Source organism: Streptomyces sp. NPDC037271 (genome assembly GCF_055603605.1).
This window is the reverse complement of record NZ_JBVJVN010000002.1, coordinates 502853-526413: the sequence shown is the minus strand read 5'-3', so window position 1 is coordinate 526413 and position 23561 is coordinate 502853. Positions and strand designations below refer to the sequence as shown.

The 23561-nt window shown below is 71.6% G+C and carries 22 protein-coding genes and 2 tRNA genes; 13 read left to right on the top strand and 11 right to left on the bottom strand.

Going from position 1 to position 23561, the window contains the following annotated elements:
- The first annotated feature begins 7 nt into the window (after window positions 1-7).
- From ACZ7G3_RS07010 to ACZ7G3_RS06970, 9 genes are all read left to right on the top strand, one after another.
- On the top strand, window positions 8-700 hold the full coding sequence (locus ACZ7G3_RS07010; protein ID WP_470923762.1) for an HAD family hydrolase: 693 nt from the start codon (window positions 8-10) through the stop codon (window positions 698-700).
- On the top strand, window positions 700-1845 hold the full coding sequence (locus ACZ7G3_RS07005; RefSeq protein WP_470923760.1) for an ABC transporter ATP-binding protein: 1146 nt from the start codon (window positions 700-702) through the stop codon (window positions 1843-1845). Before ACZ7G3_RS07010 ends, ACZ7G3_RS07005 begins: the two co-directional genes overlap by 1 nt.
- The gene (locus ACZ7G3_RS07000; protein ID WP_470923758.1) at window positions 1838-2707 is read left to right on the top strand and encodes a 2-aminoethylphosphonate ABC transporter permease subunit; all 870 of its coding nucleotides are present in this window, start codon (window positions 1838-1840) and stop codon (window positions 2705-2707) included. The genes ACZ7G3_RS07005 and ACZ7G3_RS07000 overlap by 8 nt, the downstream gene beginning before the upstream one ends.
- The gene (locus ACZ7G3_RS06995) at window positions 2694-3491 is read left to right on the top strand and encodes an ABC transporter permease (protein WP_470923757.1); all 798 of its coding nucleotides are present in this window, start codon (window positions 2694-2696) and stop codon (window positions 3489-3491) included. The genes ACZ7G3_RS07000 and ACZ7G3_RS06995 overlap by 14 nt, the downstream gene beginning before the upstream one ends.
- Window positions 3492-3529: 38 nt before the next feature.
- Window positions 3530-4582: a 2-aminoethylphosphonate ABC transporter substrate-binding protein gene (locus tag ACZ7G3_RS06990; protein WP_470923755.1), complete on the top strand. Its 1053-nt coding sequence runs from the start codon at window positions 3530-3532 to the stop codon at window positions 4580-4582.
- Between the two features lie 83 nt (window positions 4583-4665).
- Window positions 4666-5445 (top strand): HAD-IIA family hydrolase, encoded by a 780-nt coding sequence (locus ACZ7G3_RS06985; RefSeq protein WP_426601188.1) that lies wholly within the window; start codon window positions 4666-4668, stop codon window positions 5443-5445.
- 116 nt (window positions 5446-5561) lie between these two features.
- Entirely contained in the window at window positions 5562-6167 is a 606-nt protein-coding gene (locus ACZ7G3_RS06980) for a hypothetical protein (RefSeq protein WP_470923753.1), read from the top strand.
- A 237-nt stretch (window positions 6168-6404) separates the two neighbouring features.
- A complete protein-coding gene (locus ACZ7G3_RS06975; protein WP_470923992.1) occupies window positions 6405-7055 on the top strand; it encodes a class F sortase in 651 nt (216 codons plus the stop codon).
- 140 nt (window positions 7056-7195) lie between these two features.
- Window positions 7196-8227: a glycoside hydrolase family 6 protein gene (locus tag ACZ7G3_RS06970; RefSeq protein WP_470923751.1), complete on the top strand. Its 1032-nt coding sequence runs from the start codon at window positions 7196-7198 to the stop codon at window positions 8225-8227.
- Window positions 8228-8302: 75 nt separating this feature from the next.
- Here the strand turns inward: ACZ7G3_RS06970 and glxA are convergent, their stop codons facing one another.
- The 3 genes from glxA to ACZ7G3_RS06955 form a co-directional block, all read right to left on the bottom strand.
- Window positions 8303-10240, bottom strand: a complete 1938-nt coding sequence (gene glxA / locus ACZ7G3_RS06965) for a radical copper oxidase GlxA (RefSeq protein WP_470923749.1) — start codon at window positions 10238-10240, stop codon at window positions 8303-8305.
- Window positions 10237-12228, bottom strand: coding sequence for a glycosyltransferase family 2 protein (locus tag ACZ7G3_RS06960; RefSeq protein ID WP_470923747.1), 1992 nt, complete (start codon window positions 12226-12228; stop codon window positions 10237-10239). Before ACZ7G3_RS06960 ends, glxA begins: the two co-directional genes overlap by 4 nt.
- A gap of 292 nt (window positions 12229-12520) precedes the next feature.
- Window positions 12521-12594: transfer RNA gene (locus tag ACZ7G3_RS06955), tRNA-Lys, on the bottom strand.
- 205 nt (window positions 12595-12799) lie between these two features.
- On the opposite strand from ACZ7G3_RS06955, the gene ACZ7G3_RS06950 reads away from it, so the two are divergent.
- The 3 genes from ACZ7G3_RS06950 (at window position 12800) to ACZ7G3_RS06940 (ending at window position 15850) form a co-directional block, all read left to right on the top strand.
- Window positions 12800-13873: a peptidoglycan-binding protein gene (locus ACZ7G3_RS06950; RefSeq protein WP_470923745.1), complete on the top strand. Its 1074-nt coding sequence runs from the start codon at window positions 12800-12802 to the stop codon at window positions 13871-13873.
- A gap of 70 nt (window positions 13874-13943) precedes the next feature.
- Complete coding sequence (locus tag ACZ7G3_RS06945; protein WP_470923743.1) at window positions 13944-15131, top strand: SPFH domain-containing protein; 1188 nt, start codon at window positions 13944-13946, stop codon at window positions 15129-15131.
- 113 nt (window positions 15132-15244) lie between these two features.
- Complete coding sequence (locus ACZ7G3_RS06940) at window positions 15245-15850, top strand: lytic polysaccharide monooxygenase auxiliary activity family 9 protein (protein WP_470923741.1); 606 nt, start codon at window positions 15245-15247, stop codon at window positions 15848-15850.
- Between the two features lie 66 nt (window positions 15851-15916).
- Here the strand turns inward: ACZ7G3_RS06940 and ACZ7G3_RS06935 are convergent.
- The 6 genes from ACZ7G3_RS06935 to ehuB form a co-directional block, all read right to left on the bottom strand.
- Window positions 15917-15990: transfer RNA gene (locus tag ACZ7G3_RS06935), tRNA-Lys, on the bottom strand.
- A 113-nt stretch (window positions 15991-16103) separates the two neighbouring features.
- A complete protein-coding gene (locus tag ACZ7G3_RS06930; protein ID WP_426601536.1) occupies window positions 16104-16862 on the bottom strand; it encodes an IclR family transcriptional regulator in 759 nt (252 codons plus the stop codon).
- Window positions 16863-17104: 242 nt separating this feature from the next.
- On the bottom strand, window positions 17105-17890 hold the full coding sequence (gene ehuA, locus ACZ7G3_RS06925; protein ID WP_426601535.1) for an ectoine/hydroxyectoine ABC transporter ATP-binding protein EhuA: 786 nt from the start codon (window positions 17888-17890) through the stop codon (window positions 17105-17107).
- On the bottom strand, window positions 17880-18530 hold the full coding sequence (gene ehuD, locus ACZ7G3_RS06920) for an ectoine/hydroxyectoine ABC transporter permease subunit EhuD (RefSeq protein ID WP_426601534.1): 651 nt from the start codon (window positions 18528-18530) through the stop codon (window positions 17880-17882). The genes ehuA and ehuD overlap by 11 nt, the downstream gene beginning before the upstream one ends.
- The gene (gene ehuC / locus ACZ7G3_RS06915) at window positions 18527-19231 is read right to left on the bottom strand and encodes an ectoine/hydroxyectoine ABC transporter permease subunit EhuC (RefSeq protein ID WP_426601533.1); all 705 of its coding nucleotides are present in this window, start codon (window positions 19229-19231) and stop codon (window positions 18527-18529) included. Before ehuC ends, ehuD begins: the two co-directional genes overlap by 4 nt.
- Entirely contained in the window at window positions 19228-20157 is a 930-nt protein-coding gene (gene ehuB / locus ACZ7G3_RS06910; protein WP_426601532.1) for an ectoine/hydroxyectoine ABC transporter substrate-binding protein EhuB, read from the bottom strand. The genes ehuC and ehuB overlap by 4 nt, the downstream gene beginning before the upstream one ends.
- Before the next feature lie 107 nt (window positions 20158-20264).
- Here ehuB and ACZ7G3_RS06905 point away from each other — a divergent pair, with 107 nt between their 5' ends.
- Complete coding sequence (locus ACZ7G3_RS06905; RefSeq protein WP_426601531.1) at window positions 20265-20759, top strand: DUF3830 family protein; 495 nt, start codon at window positions 20265-20267, stop codon at window positions 20757-20759.
- A gap of 371 nt (window positions 20760-21130) precedes the next feature.
- On the opposite strand, the gene ACZ7G3_RS06900 is transcribed toward ACZ7G3_RS06905, so the two are convergent.
- Both ACZ7G3_RS06900 and ACZ7G3_RS06895 read right to left on the bottom strand, forming a co-directional pair.
- Complete coding sequence (locus tag ACZ7G3_RS06900; RefSeq protein ID WP_470923738.1) at window positions 21131-22525, bottom strand: amidase; 1395 nt, start codon at window positions 22523-22525, stop codon at window positions 21131-21133.
- A 28-nt stretch (window positions 22526-22553) separates the two neighbouring features.
- A complete protein-coding gene (locus tag ACZ7G3_RS06895; RefSeq protein ID WP_470923736.1) occupies window positions 22554-23507 on the bottom strand; it encodes a D-2-hydroxyacid dehydrogenase in 954 nt (317 codons plus the stop codon).
- Window positions 23508-23561 lie beyond the last annotated feature (54 nt).

Genomic DNA, 23561 nt, shown 5'->3' with positions numbered 1-23561 from the left:
CACCCCTATGACCACGACAGACATCCGCCTCGTCGTCCTCGACATGGCCGGCACCACCGTCGCCGACGGCGGCCTCGTCGAGCGCGCCTTCCTCGCCGCCGCCCGCGAACTGGGCGTCGAACCCGGCACCGACGACCACGCCGACAAGCTCGCCTACGTCCGCGCCACCATGGGCGAGTCCAAGATCTCCGTCTTCCGGCACCTGTTCGGCGACGAGGACCGCGCCCGGCAGGCCAACGCCGCCTTCGAGAAGGCGTACGGCGCACTCGTCGACGGCGGCCTGATCGCCCCCGTCCCCGGCGCCCGCGAAGCCGTCGAGGAGCTGGCCGCCGACGGTCGCACCGTCGTCCTCACCACCGGCTTCGCCCGCGTCACCCAGGACGCCGTCCTCGCCGCCCTCGGCTGGCAGGACCTGGTGCCGCTCACCCTGTGCCCCGCCGACGCCGGCGGGCGCGGACGGCCGTACCCGGACATGGTGCTGGAGGCCTTCCTGCGCACGAAGGCCGCCGACGCCGTACGCCAGGTCGCCGTCGTCGGCGACACCTCGTACGACGTGCTCAGCGGCGTACGGGCCGGTGCGGGCCTGGTCGCCGGGGTACGCACCGGGGCGCACGGCGACGACGCGTTCCGCGAGGCGGGCGCCGGCCACGTCCTCGACTCCGTCGCCGACCTGCCCGCCCTCCTGAGGGGAGCCGGCTGATGGACACCACCGCCACCGCCACCGCCACCGCCACCGCCACCGACAGCGCCACCGCGACCACCGCCACCGCCGCCCGCACCGCCACCACCACCGGCATCCGCTTCGACAAGGTCACCGTCGCCTACGGCGGCAACGTCGTCCTCGACGCCCTGGACCTCACCGTCGAACCCGGCGAGGTCATGGCGCTCCTCGGGCCGTCCGGATCCGGCAAGACCACCGCGCTGCGGGCGGTCGCCGGGTTCGTACGGCCCGTCTCCGGGCGGGTGTTCCTCGGCGACCGCGACGTCACCGGCCTGCCCCCGCACCGGCGCGGCATCGGCATGGTCGTCCAGCAGTACGCCCTGTTCCCGCACATGCGGGTGGAGGACAACGTCGCCTTCGGGCTCCGCGCCCGCAAGGCCGCCCGCGCCGGCCTACGGGAGCGGGTCGCCGAGGCCCTGGACATGACCGGCATGGGCGCCTACGCCCGCCGCTACCCCCGCGAGCTGTCCGGCGGCCAGCAGCAGCGCGTCGCCATCGCCCGCGCGCTCGCCATCCGGCCCGGTGTCCTGCTCCTCGACGAACCGCTGTCCGCGCTCGACGCCCAGCTCCGCTCCGGCATGCTCGCCGAACTGGCGCGGCTGCACCGCGAGCTGCCCGACGTGTCGATCCTCTACGTCACCCACGACCAGGTCGAGGCGCTGACCCTCGCCGACCGGATCGCCGTGATGGACAAGGCGCGCCTCCAGGCCTGCGGCACCCCGCGCGAGCTGTACCGGGAGCCCGCCAACGCGTTCACGGCGTCCTTCGTGGGCAACGCGAACCTGCTGCCGGTGACGGTGGGCGCGGGCGGAGTGACCTTCGCCGGCGCCGGGATCGAGGTCGACACGGCGGGTGTCGCGCGGGGCGCGTCGGCCACCCTGTGCGTACGCCCCCACCTCGTCGGACTCGGTGCGGACGACGGGCCCAACCGGCTCACCGGGACGGTGGCGGAGATCCAGTGGCGGGGCGCCACCCACCGCCTCTACGTCGACGTCGCCGGCCACCGTGTCATGGCCGACCTCCGTGAACTGCGGGACCCGCCCGCGCACGGGGACGAGGTCACCCTGCACTTCGCCCCCGACGACGCGGTGCTGCTTCCGGCCGAGGTGGGCGGCCATGGCTAGTACGACGATCAGCACACCGGTCACGAAGGAACGGACCCGTGCCGCGGTCCCGGCCTGGGTCTGGGCCCTGCCCCCCGTCGCCCTCCTCGCCCTGTTCTTCCTCTACCCCCTCGCCCTCGTCGTCCAGCAGTCCTTCCAGCCCGACACCGGCGGCACCTCGCTCCAGCCCTACGCCGACGTCTTCGCCTCGGGGGCGTTCCGCGAGGCGCTGTGGACCACCATGTGGCTGGCGGTGGCCGCCACCGCCGGGTGCCTGGTGCTCGGGTTCGCGCTCGCGCTGGTCATCGCCTTCGTGCCGTTCCCGGGGGCGAGGGCGGTGTCGCGGTTCATCGACGTCTTCCTGTCCTTCCCGTCCTTCCTGATCACGCTCGCCCTGCTGTTCATCTACGGCACGGTGGGCATGGCCAACGGCGCGTGGACCGACACCACGGGCGCCGCGGAGGGGCCGTTCCAGTTCCTGACCACGCCGTGGGGCGTGCTGCTCGCGGAGATCACGTACTTCACGCCGTTCGTGATGCGCCCGCTGCTCGCCGCCTTCTCCCAACTGGACACCGCCCAGCTGGAGGCCGCCGGTTCACTGGGCGCCCGCGCGCCGCGCATCATCCGGCAGATCATCCTGCCCGAGGCGCTGCCCGCCCTCGCGGCCGGCGGCAGCCTGGTCCTCGTCCTGTGCCTGAACGAGTTCGGCATCGTCCTCTTCACCGGCGCCAAGGGCGTCACGACCCTGCCGACACTCGTCTACGGCAAGGCGATCCTGGAGTCCGACTACCCGGGCGCCTGCGTGGTCGCCGTCGTCAACGTCCTGATCTCCGTGGGCCTCTACGGCCTCTACCGGGTGGTGAGCCGCCGTGCTGGTGCATAGCCGCGGGGCGAGGTGGGCCGTGTGGACGGTCTTCCTCCTCCTCTTCCTGCCCCTGTTCGCCCTGCCCCTCCTCGTGGTCCTCGGCGCCTCCCTCGCCACCAACTGGTCGAGCGTCCTGCCCTCCGGCATGACGACCGCCAACTTCCAGGCGGCCACCCGCGGCGAGGCCCTCCAAGCGCTCACCACCAGCCTGGTCACCGCCGTCACCGCCAGCCTGCTCGCCCTCGCCACCGGCACCTGGGCCGCCCTCGCCGCGGCGGCGCTGAGGAAGCGTCACCGCAAGGTGCTCGACGCCCTGTTCGTGCTGCCCCTCGCCGTGCCCTCCGTCGTCGTCGGCCTCGCCACCCTGGTCGCCTTCTCCCAGCCGCCGATGCTGCTCAACGGCACCCGCTGGATCGTGGTCATCGCCCACACGGTCCTGGTCACCGCCTTCGCCCACCAGTCCGTCTCCGCCGCGCTCACCCGCCTCGACCCCGCCTACGAGCAGGCCGCCGCCTCCCTCGGGGCCTCCCCGGCGTACGTCCTGTGGCGGGTGAGACTGCCGCTGCTGCTGCCCTCCCTGACCGCCGCCGCCGGTCTCTGCTTCGCCCTGTCCATGGGCGAGCTGAGCGCCACGATGATGCTCTACCCGCCCGACTGGACCCCGCTGCCCGTCCTGATCTACGCGGCCACCGACCGGGGTGCCCTGTTCACCGGCTCGGCGATCGCCGTGGTCCTCATGGCGGCCACCGTGCTGGTCCTCCTCGCGGTCTCCCGGATCCGCACCAGAGCCTCGTACCGCTGACCCCCTTCCCCGCCCTCGCGCAAGGAGTCCACCTCGCCATGCCCAGGAACGCCGCCAAGCCGCTCGCCGCCCTCTGCGCCCTCGCCCTCCCGCTCACCGCCTGCGGCACCGGCACCGCCGCCTCCGACGAGAACGTCGTCACCGTCTACAGCGCCGACGGCCTCAAGGGCGAGAACGGCGACGGCTGGTACGACCGGGTCTTCGACGACTTCGAGAAGGAGACCGGCATCAAGGTCGAGTACGTCGAGGGCGGCTCCGGCGAGATGGTGCAGCGCGCCGCCCGCGAGAAGCGCAACCCGCAGGCCGACGTGCTCGTCACCCTCCCGCCCTTCATCCAGCAGGCCGACACCAAGGGCCTCCTCCAGAAGTACGCGCCCGAGGGAGCCGACCGGGTCGGCGGCGCCGACAAGGCCGCGAACGGCACCTGGACCGCCGTCGTCAACAACTACTTCGGGTTCATCCACAACAAGAAGGAGCTGAAGCAGGCCCCCACCACCTGGGAGGACCTGCTCGACGGGAAGTACGAGAACAAGCTCCAGTACTCCACCCCCGGCATCGCCGGCGACGGCACCGCCGTCCTCATCAAGGCCATGCACGACTTCGGCGGCGAGAAGCCCGCCATGGAGTACCTGAAGAAGCTCCAGGCCAACAACGTCGGCCCGTCCGCCTCCACCGGCAAACTCGCGCCCAAGGTCGACAAGGGCGAACTCCTCGTCGCCAACGGGGACGTCCAGATGAACTACGCCCAGTCCAAGTCCATGCCCAACCTCGGCATCTGGTTCCCCGCCCGCGAGGGCGGCGAGCCCACCACCTTCGCCCTGCCCTACGCGGCCGGCCTCGTCACCGACGCCCCGCACACCGAGAACGGGAAGAAGCTCCTCGACCACATGCTGAGCCAGAAGGCACAGCAGCAGGTCAGCGAGATCGGCGGCGGCTTCCCGGCCCGCCAGGACGTCAAGGCCACCGACGCCAACGCCATCGCGCTCACCAGACTGATGGACGGCGTGGAGGTCTTCGAGCCCGACTGGGACGACATCGAGAAGAACCTCACCTCGTACGTCGACGCCTGGAAGGAGGCGACCGGCAGCTGACCCGGGAACTGGCCGTTCCCCATGATCGGGCCGCCGTTTAGGCTGGGGCGCACGCAGGACCGCTCAGGCAGGAGATCCCGCACATGGCAGAACGCAGGCCCATCGAGTCGTGGCTCACCGACATGGACGGTGTCCTCATCCACGAGGGCGTGCCGATCCCCGGCGCCGACGCCTTCATCAAGAGGCTCCGCGAGTCCGGCAAGCCCTTCCTGGTCCTCACCAACAACTCGATCTACACCCCGCGCGACCTGCACGCCCGGCTGCGGCGCATGGGGCTGGAGGTGCCGATCGAGTCCATCTGGACCTCGGCGCTGGCCACCGCCAAGTTCCTGGACGACCAGCGGCCCGGCGGCTCGGCGTACGTCATCGGCGAGGCGGGCCTGACCACCGCCCTGCACGACATCGGCTACATCCTCACCGACCACGACCCCGACTACGTGGTCCTCGGCGAGACCCGTACGTACTCCTTCGAGGCCATGACGAAGGCGGTACGGCTGATCAACGCGGGCGCCCGGTTCATCTGCACCAACCCCGACGAGACCGGCCCCTCCACCGAGGGCCCGCTCCCGGCGACCGGCGCGGTGGCCGCGCTGATCACCAAGGCGACCGGCAAGCAGCCGTACTTCGCCGGCAAGCCCAACCCGCTGATGATGCGCACCGGGCTCAACGCGATCGGCGCCCACTCCGAGACCAGCGCGATGATCGGCGACCGCATGGACACCGACGTGCTGGCCGGCATGGAGGCCGGGATGCAGACCTTCCTGGTGCTGACCGGCCTTACCCGGCCCGAGCAGGTCGAGAACTTCCCGTACCGCCCGTCCAAGGTGGTCGACTCGATCGCGGACCTCGTCGACCGGGTCTGATCGAACCCGGGTAAACCCGCAGCCCCCCGGTACCACCCGTTCGGAGCAACCGGGCCCCCGCGCAGGATGCGGGGGCCCGCCCCGCGGGGGAGTCTCCAGGTGACTGGAGGTGCACGATGGGCTCACTGAAAGCCACTCTCCGTGCCGGGGCCGCCCTGACCGCGGTGCTCGCACCGGTCGCACCCCTCGTGCCGACCGCGTACGCGACGGGCGGGGGAGGCGTCTCGGTGTCACCGTCCACACCCGCGCCCGGCAGCGACGTCACGGTCCGCGTGGCGGGCTGCGCCGAGCAGACGGCCGTCGCCGTGTCGGCGGCGTTCGTCTCGGACGCACCGCTCACCCCGTCCGCGCAGGACGGCGTCCTCGTCGGGTCGAGCAGCATCCGCTCCACCACAGCGGCCGGCGCGTACACCGTGCGCGTCGCGTGCGGCGACGACGCGCACGACGCGCACGACGCGCACGACGCGCACGACGCCCGCGACGTGCGCGAGGGCACCGTCACCGTCGTCGAACAGCGGCGCCCGGCCGCCCACGCCTCGCCCGTCGCGCCCGTCGACGCGGGCGGCGGCGGCACCGCGCGACTGGCCGCCGACGCCCGCGACGAGGCCCGCCCCGATCCCCCCGGCACGGCGCACACCGTGACCGGCCTGGTCCTCGCGGGCATCGCCGCCGTCGCCGTCGCGCTGCGCGGCGTCCGCAGCCGGAGCCGCGGGACGGACTGACCGACCATGTCCGAACGGGACCAGCAGGACCAGCAGGACCAGCAGGACCGGCGTGACTGGCAGGACCGGCGTGACTGGCAGGACCGGCGTGACTGGCAGGACCGGCGTGACTGGCAGGACCGGCGTGACTGGCAGGACCAGCGCGACTGGCAGGACCAGCGCGACTGGCAGGACCAGCGGGACCGGCAAGACCAGCGGGACCGGCAGGACCAGCAGGACGCCGCCGGCTCCGGTCGCCTGGTGACCGGCATCGCCTGGGTGGTGCTGCTCCTCGGGCTGTGGCTGTGGGGCCGCGAGGCCACCGACGTGCGGGAGGAGGTGTCCCGGCCGGCCACCGGCGACATGGCGGCGGCCGGCCGGCCCCCCGACGTACCGCTGCCGCCCGCCCACACGCCCCTCGGCGACGCCCCGCCGCAGCGGCTCGACATCCCCGCCCTCGGTGTCCGGGCCCCGGTCGTGGCCCGCGGCCTCGACGCCCAGGGCGCGATCGAACCACCGCCCTTCGACCGGCCCGGCACCGTCGGCTGGTACGCGGCCGGCGTGATGCCGGGCGCGGCCGGCACCGCGCTGATGGTGGGACACGTCGACACCGAGACCCGGCCCGCCGTCTTCCACGAGGTCAGCACCCTGGAACCCGGCGAGACGATCCGGGTGGTCCGCGCCGGCGCCGGGGCCGCCGGGGCCGCCGGGGTCGCCGAGTTCACCGTCGACGACGTCCGGGTCCTCCCCCGCGACGGCTTCGACGCCCAGCAGGCGTACGGCCCGCACCGCACGGGACGCGCCGAACTCCGCCTGATCACCTGCGGCGGCACCTTCGACCGCGCCACCGACAGCTACACGGCCAACGTCGTCGTCTCGGCGTACCTCACGGGCACCGGACCCCGATGACTCCCGGAACCTTCGGAACCTCCGATACCTCCGAGACCTCCGAAACCCCAGGAACCTCCGGGGCGGTGCCCGGGACCCTCGTGGGTGCCACAGGCGTATGTCAGGATTGACTCTCGGAACAGTGCACCCAGGGGGGTTGGATGTACGGCAGCAGGGGGGCCGGAACCTTGTCCACGAGGCGAGCGTCCGCGGTGGTGCTGGGGGCGGCACTGCTGCTCGCGGGCTGCTCCTCGTCCTCGGACGGCGAGGACAAGAACAAGGACAAGGGCGCGGGCGCCGGGATAACGCAGCAGCCGAAGGACGCCGACCCGTTCTGGGTCAACCCCGACGGCAACGCGGCCCAGCAACTGGCGGCCCTGGAGAAGTCCGACAAGAAGGAACAGGCCGAGCAGATCCGCAAGATCGCCCAGCAGCCGACGGGCGAGTGGATCAGCCCCGAGAACCCCGAGGAGCAGGCCCGCGGTTTCACCGAGGCCGCCGACGAGGCCGGGCGCACCGCGCTGCTCGTCCTCTACAACATCCCGCACCGCGACTGCGGCCAGTACTCGGGCGGCGGCGCCGCCGACGGCAACGCCTACCGCGCCTTCATCGACGGCGTGGCCAAGGGCATCGGCGACCGCTCCGCCACGGTCATCCTGGAACCGGACGCGGTGCTCCACCTGGTGGACGGCTGCACCCCGGAGCAGTTCCACGAGGAGCGGTACGACCTCCTCAAGGGCGCCATCGCCAAGCTCTCCGCGCTGAAGAACACCAAGGTCTACCTGGACGCGGGCAACGCCGGCTGGGGCAGTCCCGACCAGATCTTCGAGCCGCTGAAGTGGGCGGGCATCGACCAGGCCGACGGCTTCTCGGTCAACGTCTCGAACTTCTACACCACCGAGGACTCCATCGCCTACGGCAAGCAGCTCTCCGCCAAGGTCGGCGGCAAGCACTTCGTCATCGACACCAGCCGCAACGGCAACGGCCCCTACACGGAGGGCGACCCGGGCGAACGCTGGTGCAACCCGCCCGGCCGCGCCCTCGGTGAGACCCCGACGACGAAGACGGCCGACCCCCTCGTGGACGCCTACCTGTGGGTCAAGCGCCCGGGGGAGTCGGACGGCGAGTGCAAGGGCGGCCCCAAGGCCGGCGCATGGTGGTCCGAGTACGCCCTGAAGCTGGCGCAGGGATAAGAAAACCCAGGGGCGCGGGGAACCGCGCGACAAGCCACAGCGCTCCCGCACCCCTGGTCACCACCTGCGGGAGCGCTACGGCACCCGCACCCACTGCGCCTTGGAAGGCGTCCCCTCCCCGTCGGTGACGAACATCATGTACCACCCCGCCTGGACGAGGTTCTTGTTCTCCGGCACCGTCACCGTCAGCTTGTCCCCGTCCGCCTTGAAGTCCAGCGCGATCGACCGCTGGTCGACGTCCGTGACGTGCGTCGACGCGCTCGGCCGGATCAGCCGCACCTTCTTGACCGACTGCGCCGCCCGCGAGGTGAACGTGCCCGACTCCCCGCGCTCGATGGTCTGCGGCCCGCCCGACAGGTCCGGCCGCGAGTCCCGGTACAGGTACGGCGGCGTGTAGATCTCGATGCGCTGCTCGAACTTGCCCGGCTTGGTGTTGGCCTTGTCGGCGTAGAGCGAGTCCGACCCGAAGAACATCAGGCGTCCGTCGGGCAGCAGGATCGACCCCGAGTGGTAGTTGCGGCCCACCAGCGGGTCCGCGACCTGCTCGAACTCGTTGGTGTCCGGGTGGTACAGCCGGGCCTCCAGGATGTTGGAGTCGCCGCGGCCCCGGTAGTCCTCCGAGCCGCCCGAGACCAGCACGCTGTCGTCCGGCAGGACCGAGGCCTGCGGGTAGCGGGTGCCCTTGCCCATCGACGGCCCGTCCACGAACTTCGGGTCGTCCGCCTTCAGGTCGACGATCCGGGTCTTCTCGCTGGACTTCTTGGACTCGCCGACCCCGCCGCCGCCGATCACCATGTACTTCTCGTCCTGCGCCGGCGGCAGCAGCACCGTGTTGGCGGTCTCCAGCATGTCGGGGTCGCTCATGCCGGGGACCTTGTCGAACTCGTAGGTGTCCAGGTCCCACACGCCCGGGTCACGGCCCACGTCGGCGGGGCCGTAGCCGGCGTTCGCACCCGAGTAGAAGATCTTGCCGTTCTGCATCAGGAACAGCGCCGGGTACGTCGGGAACTGACGGACCTTGCCGGTGTACTCCCACGTCTTGGTCTCCGGGTCGTAGACCTCGTTCTTGCCCGGCACGATCTGGCCGATCTCGTCGAGGCCGGAGACGCTGAGGATCCTGCCGTCGCTCAGGGTGGTGAGCGTCGGGTACCAGCGGGCCTCCTTCATCGGGTCGACCTTGATGTACTTCTCGGCGATCGGGTCGAACTCGAAGGCGTCCCGGATGCCCTGGAAGTCCTTCTTGTCGAGTGCGAGCTTCTCCGCGATGCCGTACGTGTTGCGGGCGTCGGCGCCCGACAGGCCCTGGACGGTGTAGTTGTCCTGGGTGCCGGTCGCGTACTTCTGGCCGCTCTTCTCCGCCTCGACGTAGATCCGGCCGAGGCCCGCGTCGTTGCGCAGGAACTTCCCGGTCTCCTTGTCGAAGACCTTCTCGGCCCGCGGCACCAGCACCGGGTCCTTGGAGACGAACGTCTTGCCGTTCTCCTTGCCGGTGAACTTCGTGCCCGCCGGCAGGGTGATCGGCTTGTCCGGGTTCTCGTTGTGGACGATCATCAGGCCGCCGGCCTTGGTGACGTCGCCCTTGAGCTTCTCGTACCGCTTGGTGCCGCCCGCGATCAGCAGGTTGCCGTTGGCGAGCTGGGTGTGGCCGGTGCAGAACAGGTCGGTCGGCGTCGGCACCTTCTTGATGCTGCCCTTGACCGGGTCCCAGATCCGGGTGTCGTACTGCTTCGCGTCGAAGTTGTCCTGGTTGTTGCCCGACCCGGCGACGAGCAGCACCTTGCCGGTGCGCAGCAGCGCCGCGTGGATGGTGTTCTGCCGGTACTCCTCGGGAAACTCGATGATCTCCCACTTGCCGTTGGCGGCCTTGTACTCCGGCTGATTGATCTTGTACTGGTGGTATTTCTCGGTTCCGAAGCGGTAGAGCCACGGCCCGTTCATCCCGGCCAGCGCTACTACCACCGCCGTGCCTATCGCGAAGCGACGGGCGCGGCGGCGGCCGGCACGGTCCTTCATTCCTTACGTCCCCCAAGTCCACCAAGGGCGATCTGCATGGTCTGGTCGCTGCCTCCGTCGGCGGAGGCAGCCCAGCTGGGCTTCTGCTGCGGCGCGTGTGGCGCGTGTGGCGCGTGGGCCTGCGCCGGGTCCGCGGGTGCCGACTGCTGCGACGGGACCCGCGGCTCGGGCTCCGCCGCCACGGCCGGCGGTTGCTTCTTCGCCTTCCGCAGTTCGTGGCGCCAGGCGAACATCGGCGACGCGGTGATCAGCAGCGCGAACGTCGCCCAGATGATCATCGCGGGGTGCGCGTGCCCGTAGACGTAGCCCGCGGTGATCGAGCCTGCGAAGATCAGGATGAAGTACCAGTGGTACCGGAAGGTCCCGAACAGCGTGTCGGGGCTGGCCGAGTCACCCTTGGGCGTCACCACGAACTTGCTCTTGCGGCGCAGCACGGAGTCGATGAGCGCCTTCGCGTAGAGCGGCGCCGACAGCGCGGACATGACCATGCCGGCCACACCGCCGGAGCCCTCCGGCTCGTGCGGGGAGACGTTGTGGCGGCGGTTCCAGACGTACAGGCCGATCTGCAGGGCGGAGGCGTTGCCGTAGAGCATCAGCCAGACCGCCGGGTCGATGTTCACGCCCGAGGCGCCCAGGCCCAGGAACAGGCAGCAGCTGAGCGCCGCCAGGATCCAGTTCAGGGCCGACATCGGGTAGAAGATGATCATCATCGTGTAGTTGAAGAGCTTGCTCGGCGGGAGCGAGTACCAGCCCTTCCAGTACTGCTTGAGGATCGTCTCGTACGTCCCTCGCGACCAGCGCATCTGCTGGGTGAAGAAGTCCGTCCAGGCGTTCGGGCCCTCGCCGACGGCGAGCACGTCCGGGGTGTAGACCGAGCGCCACTTGCGGCCCGTCGCCGGGTTCTTGTGGCGGTGGATCTCGAAGCCGGTCGCCATGTCCTCGGTGATCGAGTCGTACAGGCCGCCGATCTGCTTCAGGGCCCTGATGCGCACCGCGTTCGAGGTGCCCACGAACATGGGGGAGCCGTAGCGGTTGCCGGCGCGCTGGATCAGCGCGTGGAAGAGGAACTGCTGCGACTCGGCGGCCTTGGTGATCGGGTTGTCGTAGTTGCCGTAGACCTGCGGGCCGATGACGAAGCCGACGTCCGGGTCGCGGAAGAAGCCGAGCATCCGCTCCAGGTAGTTCGGCAGCGGCACGTGGTCGGTGTCGACCGAGGCGAAGAAGTCGTAGTCGTCGCCGTGCGCGTCCAGCCAGGCGTTGTAGTTGCCGTGCTTGGTCTTGGCGCGGTGCGGGCCCTTGGGCATGTTCCACTTCGCGACGCCCTTGCGGGAGAAGTGGTGGACGCCGAGGCGCTCGCAGACCGCCTTCACCTCGGGGTCGTCGCCCTCGTCGAGGAGCCAGACGTGCATCAGACCGCGGTGGCGGATCTTGACGGCCGCCTCCAGGGTCTTCGTCACCATCTCCAGCGGCTCCTTGCCGGGCACGAAGGAGGTGAGGAAGGCGACCCGGGTGCCGGTCTCCGGCACCACCGGGATCGGGTCCCGGGCGACCAGGGTGGCGTGCGCGTTCGACAGCACGTTCAGGCAGCGGAACAGCTCGATCAGGCCGATCGAGACGAGCATCACGATGTCGAGCGTGGGCAGCCAGTCGAAGGCCGGGTAGTCGCGCTCGGTCCAGTGCGTGGGCTGGAGCAGCCAGACCAGCAGTACGACCGACAGCAGCGGGGCGGCGGCCAGCATCAGCGCGACCCGTATGCGGTGCGGCTCCTGCGAGATCAGCGACCGGTACTGCACCTTGTACGGCTTGTTCGGGTCGGGCTGGGTGAGGGGGCCCGCGAGCCGGCTGTAGTGCTCGTAGTCGTACCTCGGCAGAGTCTTCTTGAGCCGGCGGAACGAGCCGGTGTTCCAGGTCCGATGCGCGGGCACCCGGAGCTGCGTGGTCTGGGACGGGTCGTGGTCCTGCCCGGCGCCCGTCGGCGTCGACGTCATGAGTCATCCCCCCACACGCGCGTCACGCGTGTTTCGTCGCTTCCATCGCCCGCTCCGGTCCCCCTCGACCTTCACGGACGTAACTGTGGTGGGTTGCTGTCACCACGGCATCCACACCTTATATAGACATGGAACAGCGACCCCCGGTTGCATGATGCCCCCCTCGGCATCCCCACGGCACCCGGCCCCCCAACCGGACCAGGGTTCTACGGTGTTCGTCATGATCGCAAGATGCACGGGTCCGGATACACCGAAGGCCCCTCGTGTGCTACGAGGGGCCTTCGGCCGTCGGTGCGCCGCCAGGGACTCGAACCCCGGACCCGCTGATTAAGAGTCAGCTGCTCTAACCAACTGAGCTAGCGGCGCCTGCTGACCTGCACAACTCTACCGGATGCCGACAGGTGCTCCGGACCGCTCCCGGGCGCCCCGCGAGCCCCCGGGGCGGCGCCCGCAGCCGTGTACATCATTCGGACCGTCAACATGCGCGTGAACAAGACAGTTGAGAAACTGACCGTCATGTACACAAGTGCACCACTGCGGACATGTTCGCCGGGAGTGTGAGGGGAATCGCATGGATGCTCCCGTATTCGAGGAGATCGAGCCCGCGAGTGACTGCGACTGCCCCGGCTGCCGCCACTGGCGCCGCGTCCTGCCGCATTCCCCGGACGGCCGCGCCCCCGCCCACCCGGCGGCCCGCCGCGCGCTGATCGTGGCCGCCGCCACCGCTGCTACTGCCGCTTCGGCTCTCGGCGCCGGCCCGGCGGCGGCAGCCCCGGCCGCCGCCCACGCACCGCACCGGCCGGGCGTTTCGGCAGGTGACGAGCTTGACACCCCCCAGGGGGTCAGGGCCCCGCTGTACGGCCCGCCCGGCCGGCCGGCGGCGCCCCCGGCCGGTGCGGAGCTGGCCGCGATCACCCGAACGGAGATCATCGCCCGGGCGCAGACCTGGGTCACCGCGAAGGTGCCGTACAGCACGTCCGCCTACTGGTCCGACGGCTACCGGCAGGACTGTTCGGGTTATGTGTCGATGGCCTGGAAGCTGCCCACGAACGAATGGACGGGCAGCCTCGGCACGTTCGCCGACCGCATCACGAAGGCGGACCTGCTGCCCGGCGACATCCTGCTGTTCCACAACGCGGCCGACCCCCTGAACGGCTCCCACGTGGTGATCTTCGGCGGCTGGACGGACGCCGCGCACACCACCTACACGGCCTACGAGCAGACCCCGCCGCACACCCGCAAGCAGTCGACGCCCTACGCCTACTGGAGCAACTCCGCCAAGTACCTGCCCTACCGCTACAAGGGCCTCACCAGCGCCACGGCGGGCACCGCCGGCGCGGCGGGCGGGCCGCCGGCCGCCACGCCTCCCGCCACGCCGGCCGCCGCGACCCCCGCCTCGCACGGAGTGGCCGGATACCCCGGCCGGGCGATGTTCCGGCCGGGCGCCGAGAACCCGTACGTCACCCGGCTCGGCAGGCGGCTGGTGGAGAGGGGATTCGGCACGTACTACACGAGCGGACCGGGTCCGCGCTGGGGCGAGGCGGACCGGCGTGGTGTCGAGGCCTTCCAGCGCGCCCAGGGCTGGCGCGGCGGCGCGGCGGACGGCTACCCGGGCCCGGAGACCTGGCGGCGGCTCTTCTCCTGACCGTCCGCCCCGGCGGTGACCCCCCCGTTCCCCCGTTCGTGACGCATCTGGCGCGGAGGCTGGAGCACGCATGAGTACGACCTCTCCCACGAACCCGGAGACCCGGCCGAACCCGGAGACCCGGCCGCCGGCCGCTCCCGAGCCCGAAGGGGCGGCGGGGGCCGGCCACCGGTCCGTCCGGCTCATCCACAACGAGGCCACCACCGAGATCCCCGTCCACCTGCTGTTCCGCGACGACCCCGATCCGGCGCCGGCGCCGGCGCCGTCACCGTCACCGGTGCCGGCGCGGTCCGCGGTCGCCGGCGGGCGGCCGGGTGCGGGGGAGCCGCCCCGCGGGCGGCGCCCCGTCGCCGCGCGCGCCCGCCCGGTGCCGGTCGTCGACCCGGAGCTGGCGGAGCGTCCGGCCCGGGTGCTGTCCGGCGCGGCGGGTGTGGTCGCCGGTGCCTGCGGGGTGGCGGGCTGCGCGGTCACCTCCTGGTGGGCCGGGGCCGTACCGCCCCTCGCGGCCGAGGCGCTGGGGCTGGGGGCGCACACGGGGTCCGGGCTCGGGCCCGCGCAGTGGGCGGCGTACGCGGCCGCCGGGACGCTGGGGCTGTTCGGGTTCGGCGGGCTGGCCCGGGGCCGGACCGGGCGGGCCTGGGTGCTCGGTCTCTTCGGCCGCTACCGGGGGACCGTCCGGCGCACCGGCCTGATGTGGGTCAACCCGCTGCTGCTGCGCCGCCGGGTCGACGTCCGGCTGCGGCACTGGCGCAGCGAGCCGATGCCCGCGGCCGACGGCAACGGGGTGGCGCTCAGGGCGGTGACGCTGGTGGTGTGGCGGGTGCGGGACACCGCGAAGGCCACGCTGGGCGTCGAGGACCACGAGGCGTACCTGCGCGAGTGCGTGGAGGCGGCGCTGGCCCGGGTCCCGGTGGAGCCGCTGGGCACGGTCCGCAGCTCGGCGGACGTGGCCGGCGAGACGCTGACCCGGCTGGTGGCGGCGGACACGGCGCCGGTCGGCCTGGAGGTGTTCTCGGTGCGGCCGGTCCGGGTGGAGTACGACCCCGAGGTCGCCGCCGCGATGCACCAGCGTCGGATCGCCGCGCTGGACGCGGCCCAGCGGGTGAGCGTGCTCACGTCGGTCGTGGACTCGGTGGAGGACACGGTGACCCGGCTGACCATGCGCGGGCTCGTGGAACTCGACGACTACGAGCGCAAGGTGCTGGTGAAGGACCTGACGGTGGCGTTCTGCGCGGGGCGGGGGGACGCGGGGCCCTGAACGGGTCCAGTTCAGTTATTGGTATGGACATGTTCAATCCGCGGCAATAATCTGGGACTTGGTCTAGACCTGCACGGCTCACTGAACCTCCCCCACGTCACAGGAGCAGCAGTATGCGCACAAGGACCACGTTGTACGCCGCCGCGGTGGCCATGGCGACCACCGGAGCCCTCGTGCTCTCGTCCGGCGGTGCCAGCGGCCACGGATACACCGACCTGCCGGTCAGCCGGCAGAAGGTCTGCCAGAACGGCACCGTCAGCGGCTGCGGCGACATCCAGTGGGAGCCGCACAGCGTCGAGGGCCCCAAGGGCTTCCCGGCGGGCGGGCCGGCCGACGGGCGGATATGTTCCGCGAACAACACCCGGTTCGGCCAACTCGACAGCCCGAGGACGCCGAACGGCCAGGCGTGGCCGACCACCAAGGTGAACGGCGGGCAGAGCTACACCTTCCGCTGGCAGTTCACCGCCCGGCACGCCACGACCGACTTCAGGTACTACGTCACCAAGCCGGGCTGGAACCAGAACCACAACCTGGCCCGGTCCGACCTCAACCTCACGCCGTTCTTCACGGTGCCCTACGGCGGCAAGCAGCCGCCGGCCACGCTCTCCCACAGCGGGACGCTGCCGTCCGGGCTGAGCGGGCGCCACGTGATCGTCGCGGTGTGGACGGTCGCCGACACGGCCAACGCGTTCTACGCGTGCTCGGACGTGACCTTCTGAACAGGCGGACGTGACGTTCCGGAACAAGAGAAGGGCCCCTCGCCTGGGCGAGGGGCCCTTCTTCTGTGCGCCGCCAGGGACTCGAACCCCGGACCCGCTGATTAAGAGTCAGCTGCTCTAACCAACTGAGCTAGCGGCGCATGACTCCCGCCTTCCGCTTCCCGCGGCCGGCGACGACGAAAATACTACCTGGTCCTCAGGGGTGCTTCCGACCACCGCCGGGGCGACCCCGGCAAGAGCCGAACGACACCCCCTAGATCGCCAGTGACAGCAGCACCGGCGCCGCGTTCCGGTTCAGCTCGTCCGCGGCCCGGCGCAGCCGGTGGGCGTGCGCGACCGGGAGGGACAGGGCCAGGCAGCCGACGGCGGAACCGGCCGTGATGGGGACGGCCGCGCAGACCGTGCCCACCGCGTACTCCTGGAGGTCGAGGACCGGCACGGTGGGCGGCTGGGACTCCAGCCGGGACAGCAGCAGCTTGTCGCTGGTGATGGTGCGCGAGGTGAGGCGGGCCATCCGGTGCCGGGCGAGGTGGTCGCGCCGGCCCGCGTGGTCCAGCTGGGTCAGCAGGCTCTTGCCGACCGCGGTGGCGTGCGCCGAGACGCGGAAGTCCACCCACTCGTTGACCTTGGGCGTGGCCGGGCTGTCGGCGTACTGGGTGACGCTGACCTCGCCGTCGACGTACCGGCTGATGTAGACGGCGGCGCCCACCGAGTCGCGCAGCCGGTCCAGGGTGTGCTGGAGCTTGTCGCGCAGGGCCTCCTCGCGGCCGTGGGCCGAACCCAGGCGGGCCAGGGCCTCCCCGGCGGTGTACGCGCCGTCGGCGCTCTGCTCGACGTAGCCCTCGCGGCGCAGCATGCGCAGGAGCGTGGTCAGGCGCTCCCGGTCGAGGCCGGTCTGCCGGGCGACTTCGGTGTCGGTGATTCCGGTGGTCTGCCGCGCCACTGTCTCCAGGACGCGCAGGGCGTTCTGGGCCGAGTGGTGCGGCGCGGTCGGCTTGTGCTGCAGCGCCACGGTGGTCTCCCCCTGCGCTTGGCTGGTAGGCCCCTGTCCCTGTCCCTGCCTGTGCCCGCGATCCGGACAGCGGATCCCCTTCACGATAGCGGCCAACGGGCCGGGCGGGAGGGGATGTTGGCGAGATTCCAGGGCCCCCAGCTGCGGCGCTGATCCGCTGGCATATGCCAGCGGCCTGCCCCAACGCGCCGACCTCGGGCGTTGGGGCGGCGACGCCGCACAGGGGGAGCGGCGCGCGGTGTTCAGAGCACCGCGCTGAGGAATTCCCGGGTCCGGTCGTGCTCCGGCTCGGTGAAGATCTTCTCCGGCGGGCCGGTCTCGATGACCCGGCCCGAGTCGAACATCAGGACCTGGTCCGAGATGTCCCGGGCGAAGTTCATCTCGTGGGTCACGCAGAGCATGGTGATGTCCGTGCTGCGGGCGATGTCCCGCAGCAGGTCGAGGACGCCCGCGACCAGCTCCGGGTCGAGCGCGGAGGTCACCTCGTCGAGGAGGAGCACCTTCGGCCGCATCGCCAGCGCCCGGGCGATCGCCACGCGCTGCTGCTGGCCGCCGGAGAGCTGGGCCGGGCGGGCGTCGCACTTGTCGGCCAGGCCCACCATGTCGAGCAGGCCCTTGGCCCGCTCCACCGCCTCGTCCTTGGACATCCCGAGCACCGTGACCGGCGCCTCGGTGATGTTGCGCAGGACGCTCATGTTCGGGAACAGGTTGAACTGCTGGAACACCATCCCGATCTGCTTGCGGACCTCGCGCCGCTCCTTCTCCGTCGCTGGGAAGAGCTTCTGCCCGTCCACGGTGATCGTGCCCTCGTCGGGCTTGAGGAGCGTCATCAGCAGCCGCAGGATCGTCGTCTTGCCCGACCCGGACGGGCCGATCAGGGTGACGTGCTTGCCGGCGTCGACGGAGAAGTCGAGGTGGTCGAGGACGGTGTTCTCACCGAACCTCTTGGTGACCTGCTCCAGGCGTATCAGCTCGCCGGAGCTGCGCTCGGGGCTCTTCTCGGGATTGGGGAGAGTGTCAGTGGGCAAGGCGTCGCTCCAGGGCTCGCAGGGCAAGGGAGGCCAGGTAGGAGATGACGATGAAGGCCACGCCGATCACCGTCAGGGGCTCGGTGAACTGGAAGTTCTGCTGCGAGAACAGCCGTGCCTCGCCGAGCATCTCCAGCACCGTGATCGCCATCAGCAGCGGCGTGTCCTTCAGCATGGAGATCACGTAGTTGCCGAGGGCGGGGATCACCCGGCGGATCGCCTGCGGCAGGATCACGGCCGTCCACGTCCGCTTCAGCGGCAGGTTCAGCGCCGTCGCGGCCTCCCACTGGCCGACCGGCACCGCCTCGATACCGGCCCGGTAGACCTGCATCGTGTACGTCGAGTAGTGCAGGCCGATGGCGAGCACGCCGGTGGTGAGCGCCGAGGCGGTCACCCCCCACTCGGGCAGCACGTAGAAGAGGAAGAACAGCTGCACCAGCAGCGGCGTGTTCCGGACGAACTCGGTGACCACGCCGACGGGCCAGGTCACCCAGCGGGACGGCACCCGCATCAGCAGCGCCCACACCAGACCGAGGACGAACGAGACCAGCGATCCCAGGACCAGGATCTGCAGGGTGACCAGCAGCCCGTCCCAGAAGTGCGGCATGAAGTCGGAGACCGCGCTCCAGTCCCACTTCATCGGACACCCCCGATCCCGGCCGGCTCAGCGGCGGCGGCCGTGCGCTTGGGGGCCGTCTTCCCGACGCCCGCCTTCAGCTTCTTCTCCAGACCGCGCATCACCCGGGTGAGCAGGAACGCGATCACGAAGTAGATCAACAGGATGTACGTGTAGATCTCCGCGCTCTCCTGCAGCGCCAGGCGCACCAGGTTGCCGCTGAACGCCAGATCGCCCATGCCCATGATCGACACCAGCGCGGTGCCCTTGAGCAGCTCGATCAGCAGGTTGGAGAACGGCGGAATCATCTCCGGCACCGCCTGCGGCAGTAGGATCAGCCTCATCCGCTGCCAGGGCGTGAAGCTGAGCGCGATGCCGCCCTCCTTCTGCGCCGGGTCGACCGCGCCGAGCGCGCCGCGCACGATCTCGGAGCCGTACGCCCCGTAGGTCAGGCCCAGCGCCAGCGTGCCCGCCCACATCGGCACCAGCTGCCAGCCGAAGGCCGGGGGCAGCACGAAGAACACCCAGAAGATCATCACCAGTGCCGAGGTCCCGCGGAACACCTCGGTGTAGACGCCCGCCAGGAAGCGGACGATCCACAGCCGGTGGGTGCGCGCGACGCCGACCACGAAGGAGACGGCCGCCGCGAGCAGTGAGCTGAAGACGAGCAGCTGGACCGTGACCCAGACACCCTGGAGTACGAGTTCCCACAGTCCCGAGGTCATCCGCCGCAGAGCTCCTTCGCGGTCAGATCGGTCATCTCGTTCTCGGTGAAACCGAAGGGCTTGAGGATGCGGAGCAGCTCACCGCTCTTCTTGAGCTTCTGCAGTTCCACGTTGAAGGCGTCCCGCAGGTTCGTCTCGGTCGGCCGGAAGGCGAAACCGCCGCCGTCGACCTTCGGCTTGCCGTCGATGACCGGCGAGAAGGGCTCGGTCGCCTCGGCCTTGCCGGACTTCTTCACCACCTCGCGGACGGTCAGCGCCGTACCCGCGAAGACGTCCACGCGCCCGGACTCGACGGCGTTGAGTCCGGCCACCTGGTCGGGGACGATCAGGATGTCGTCCTCCTTGATCCCGTGCTCCACCGCGTAGGCGATCTCGGCGTAACCGGTGCCGGTCGCGAACTTGGCCTTCTTCCGGAAGACGTCCTTGTAGTTGTGCAGCCCGAGCGGGTTGCCCTTGCGCACGATGTACGCGTCGAGCATCTGGTAGTCCGGGTCGGAGAAGATGACCTGCTGGCAGCGGTCGGGGTTGATGTACATCCCGGCCGCCACCACGTCGAACTGCTGCGACGCCAGCCCCGGGATGAGGGAGCCGAACTCCGTCGGCACCGGCTGCACCCGGTCCACTCCGAGCCGCTTGAAGATGACCTTCGCCAGCTCCGGGGCCTCGCCGGTCAGCTCACCGTCCTTGTTGATGTACCCGAAGGGGATCTCGCCCGCGATGCCGAGCCGGGCCACGCCCTGGGCCCTGAGCCGGTCGAGGAGATCGCCGCCTTCCACGTCGGACGCGGTGGCCACCCGCGAGCAGCCGGCCGCCCCCAGCGCGCCGAGCGCCGCGACCCCCGCGAGCAGCGACCGGCGGGTGGGCCCGGCTGTCCTGGACCATTGGTCGGATATGCCCCATGGAGGGGTTCTGTGTGGTGGAGCCATGGGCGCGCAGCTACCCGAAGCCGGGCAGGTTATGCCGATCTTTTTCGGACCGGTACGACGGCACGGCACCCTTGACCCGGACGGCGCCGGGCACTGCCATGGAGGGCATGGCTGATCGCTACATCGAAGTCTCGCTGGTCAAGCGCGGAATCACGTGCACGGCCCAACTCCTGGAGGACCGGGCACCGGTCACCTGCGCGGCGGTCTGGGACGCGCTCCCCCTCGGCGGCGACGTGTATCACGCCAAATACGCGCGAAACGAGATCTACGCCCTCTTCCCGCCCTTCGCGGCATCCGAACCACCCCTGGAGAACCCGACCGTGACGCCCATCCCGGGCGACCTGTGCTATTTCGCCTTCGCGGGCGCCGAGCTGGGCACCAAGGCGTACGGCTACGACCGCGAGGTCCGCGCCGGCACCACCCTCGTCGACCTGGCCCTGTTCTACGAACGCAACAACCTGCTGCTCAACGGCGACGTCGGCTGGGTCCCGGGCACCGTCTGGGGCCAGGTCGTCGAGGGGCTGGGCGAGATGGCCGACGCCTGCAACGACCTGTGGCGCACGGGAGCGGCGGGGGAGACGCTCAGCTTCCGGCGGGCGTAGGCCCGGGCCTCCGGCGGGCCGGCCGCGGGACGGGGGCGGCGCCTCACCGGGCCGCGGCCTCCGCCTTGGCCGTCGATCCCTCGGGGAGGCGACCGCGCGCCGGCGCGCTCATGGCGTCCCGCCGGGTGTGGGCCGTACCGGGCCGGGGAGCGGGCCGGGGGCCGTGCCGGCGCAGCGGGGCCGGCGTGTCGCGGGGCGGGGTGTGCGCGCGAGGTGGGGTGTGCGCGAGGTGGGTTCGGCCTCCCGCCGCCGGGGGGCGGTGCCGTGGCTCCGCCCGGGGGCGGAGCCGGGCCCCGCTCCGGGCGGGCGTGGCGGCCGGTTCGCGGGCCTGCGCGTTCGCTTCACGGGCCCGCGCGTTCGGCGTGGCGGGCCTACGTGTGCGGCGCGGGCACCGCACCCGCCTCGTACAGCGCGTGTGCCGCGCGCAGGACCAGGTCGTCCCGGTGGCGGGCCGCCACCAGTTGGAGGCCGACGGGCAGTCCGTCCCCGTCGGTCCCGACCGGTACGGTCGCCGCCGGCTGCTGGGTCAGGTTGAACGGATAGGTGAAGGGCGTCCACCCGGTCCACCGCCGGTGCCCCGAGCCCTTCGGCACCTCGGCGCCCGCCTCGAACGCCGTGATCGGCAGCGTCGGCGTGACCAGCAGGTCGTACGCCTCGTGGAAGCGGCCCATCCGCCGGCCCAGCTCCATCCGCACGTCCACCGCGGCCAGGTACTCCAGCGCCGAGTACCGCGCCCCCGCGCCGACGATCTCCCGCAGCCCCGGGTCGAGCAACTCCCGCTGCCCCGGCCGCAGACGCTGCACCACGCGTGCCGCCCCGCTGAACCACAGCGCGTGGAAGGCGTCCACCGGGTCCGCGAAGTCCGGGTCGGCCTCGCTCACGTACGCGCCGAGCTCCGCCAGCCGCTCCACCGCCCGCCGGACCGCCGTCGCCACCGCCGGCCGCACCGCCACCTGCCCGCCGAGCGAGGGCGAGTACGCCACCCGCAGCCCCCGCACCCCGCCGGACAGCGCCTCGGAGTACGAGCCGGGCGCCGGGCCCAGCGCCGACCAGTCCCGGGCGTCCGGGGCGCCGATGACGTCCAGCATCAGCGCCGCGTCCGCCGCGTCCCGCGTCATCGGGCCGACGTGCGCGAGCGTGCCGAACGCGCTCGCCGGGTAGAGCGGGACCCTGCCGTACGTCGGTTTCAGGCCGAAGACGCCGCAGAACGACGCCGGGATGCGCACGCTGCCGCCGCCGTCCGTGCCCAGCGCCAGCGGCCCCGCCCCGCGGGCGACGGCCGCCGCCGCACCCCCGCTGGAACCGCCCGCGGTGCGGCTGGGGTCGTGCGGGTTGCGGGTGACGCCGGACAGCGGCGAGTCGGTCACGCCCTTCCAGCCGAACTCGGGCGTCGTCGTCTTGCCGACGAACACCGCGCCGTGCTCCCGCAGCCGGGCGACGGACGGCGCGTCCTCGTCCCAGGGCCCGTCCGGCGAGACGGCCCGGGAGCCGCGCAGCGTCGGGTGGCCCCGCGTCAGCAGGATGTCCTTCACCGTGACCGGCACCCCGTCCAGCCGCCCGCACGGCTCCCCGCGCCGCCACCGCTCCTCGGCCCGCCGCGCCCGGTCGAGCGCCTCCTCGCCGGTCAGCCGGACGAACGCGTTCAGCTCCGGCTGGATCCGCTCGGCCCGCCCCAGGGCCGCCCGGGTCACCTCCACGGGGCTGAAAGCGCCCTTGCGGTAACCGTCGACGAGCTGTACCGCGGTCAGCTCGGTGAGGTCGGTCATGCAGCACCCTCCCGCGTTTCTGGGGACGTCAGTGTCCGGGCACGTATCCGCGCTTCTTGTCGACCACGTTGGCCAGCGGCCCGCCCGCCGCCCAGCTCTCGAACAACTCCACGAACTGCGCCCCCAGTTCGTCCCGCCAGCCGACCGTGTCCCCGCTCATGTGCGGCGAGACGATCAGATCCGGGACCCGCCACAGCGGGCTGTCGGGCGCGAGGGGCTCGTGGCTGAACACGTCCAGGGCGGCGCCGGCGATCCAGCGCCTGGTCAGCGCCTCGGCGAGAGCGTTCTCGACGACCAGCTGACCCCGCCCCACGTTCACGAACCGGGCGGAGGGCTGCATCACCCCGAACCGCCGGGCGTCGAACATGCCGCGCGTGTCGTCGGTGAGGGGCGCCGCCGCGACCACCCAGTCGGCCCGGGCCAGCAGCCGGTCCAGCTCGCCGGGCCCGTGGACACCGGTGCGGGGGGTCCGGCCGACCAGCGCGGTCGTGATGCCGAGTGCCTTGAGCGTGCCCGCGATCGCCCGCCCGATCGGCCCGGAACCCACCACGCAGGCGCGGGTTCCGGCCACCCGCAGCGACTCGCGGTGCCGCCAGGTCCGCTCGCCCTGCAACCGCAGCGTCGTGGGCAGGTCCTTGGCCATCGCCAGGACGAGCGCGGCGACGTACTCGGCGATCGGCTGGTCGAAGACACCGCGCGCGTTGGTCACCACCGTGTCCGATTCGGCCAGCTCCGGGCACATCAGATGGTCCACACCGGCGCTCGCCGTGTGCACCCAGCGCGGCCGGGGGCCGCCGCCGGGCCATGCCTTCCGTACGGCGTGCGAGGTGAAGTCCCACACGAGCAGGACGTCCGCGTGCGGCAGCCGCTCGGCGAGGGTCGTCTCGTCGGCGTGCTCGATCCGGGCCCGGCCGGTCAGCCGGCCCAGGCGGGGGAGCGGTTCGGCGTCCAGGACGAGGAGCGTGGGCGTGGGCGTGGTCATCGGCAGGCCTGTCTCCGGTCGGCGTGAGCGGGGGCGGTTCGGTGGTCGGCGGGG

Coding starts and splice junctions, on each gene's coding strand:
- ACZ7G3_RS07010 (WP_470923762.1), top strand. CDS start 8: ATGACCACGACAGACATCCGCCTCGTCGTCCTCGACATGGCCGGCACC.
- ACZ7G3_RS07005 (WP_470923760.1), top strand. CDS start 700: ATGGACACCACCGCCACCGCCACCGCCACCGCCACCGCCACCGACAGC.
- ACZ7G3_RS07000 (WP_470923758.1), top strand. CDS start 1,838: ATGGCTAGTACGACGATCAGCACACCGGTCACGAAGGAACGGACCCGT.
- ACZ7G3_RS06990 (WP_470923755.1), top strand. CDS start 3,530: ATGCCCAGGAACGCCGCCAAGCCGCTCGCCGCCCTCTGCGCCCTCGCC.
- ACZ7G3_RS06985 (WP_426601188.1), top strand. CDS start 4,666: ATGGCAGAACGCAGGCCCATCGAGTCGTGGCTCACCGACATGGACGGT.
- ACZ7G3_RS06980 (WP_470923753.1), top strand. CDS start 5,562: ATGGGCTCACTGAAAGCCACTCTCCGTGCCGGGGCCGCCCTGACCGCG.
- ACZ7G3_RS06970 (WP_470923751.1), top strand. CDS start 7,196: ATGTACGGCAGCAGGGGGGCCGGAACCTTGTCCACGAGGCGAGCGTCC.
- glxA (WP_470923749.1), bottom strand. CDS start 10,240: ATGAAGGACCGTGCCGGCCGCCGCCGCGCCCGTCGCTTCGCGATAGGC.
- ACZ7G3_RS06960 (WP_470923747.1), bottom strand. CDS start 12,228: ATGACGTCGACGCCGACGGGCGCCGGGCAGGACCACGACCCGTCCCAG.
- ACZ7G3_RS06950 (WP_470923745.1), top strand. CDS start 12,800: ATGGATGCTCCCGTATTCGAGGAGATCGAGCCCGCGAGTGACTGCGAC.
- ACZ7G3_RS06945 (WP_470923743.1), top strand. CDS start 13,944: ATGAGTACGACCTCTCCCACGAACCCGGAGACCCGGCCGAACCCGGAG.
- ACZ7G3_RS06940 (WP_470923741.1), top strand. CDS start 15,245: ATGCGCACAAGGACCACGTTGTACGCCGCCGCGGTGGCCATGGCGACC.
- ehuD (WP_426601534.1), bottom strand. CDS start 18,530: ATGAAGTGGGACTGGAGCGCGGTCTCCGACTTCATGCCGCACTTCTGG.
- ehuC (WP_426601533.1), bottom strand. CDS start 19,231: ATGACCTCGGGACTGTGGGAACTCGTACTCCAGGGTGTCTGGGTCACG.
- ehuB (WP_426601532.1), bottom strand. CDS start 20,157: ATGGCTCCACCACACAGAACCCCTCCATGGGGCATATCCGACCAATGG.
- ACZ7G3_RS06905 (WP_426601531.1), top strand. CDS start 20,265: ATGGCTGATCGCTACATCGAAGTCTCGCTGGTCAAGCGCGGAATCACG.
- ACZ7G3_RS06900 (WP_470923738.1), bottom strand. CDS start 22,525: ATGACCGACCTCACCGAGCTGACCGCGGTACAGCTCGTCGACGGTTAC.
- ACZ7G3_RS06895 (WP_470923736.1), bottom strand. CDS start 23,507: ATGACCACGCCCACGCCCACGCTCCTCGTCCTGGACGCCGAACCGCTC.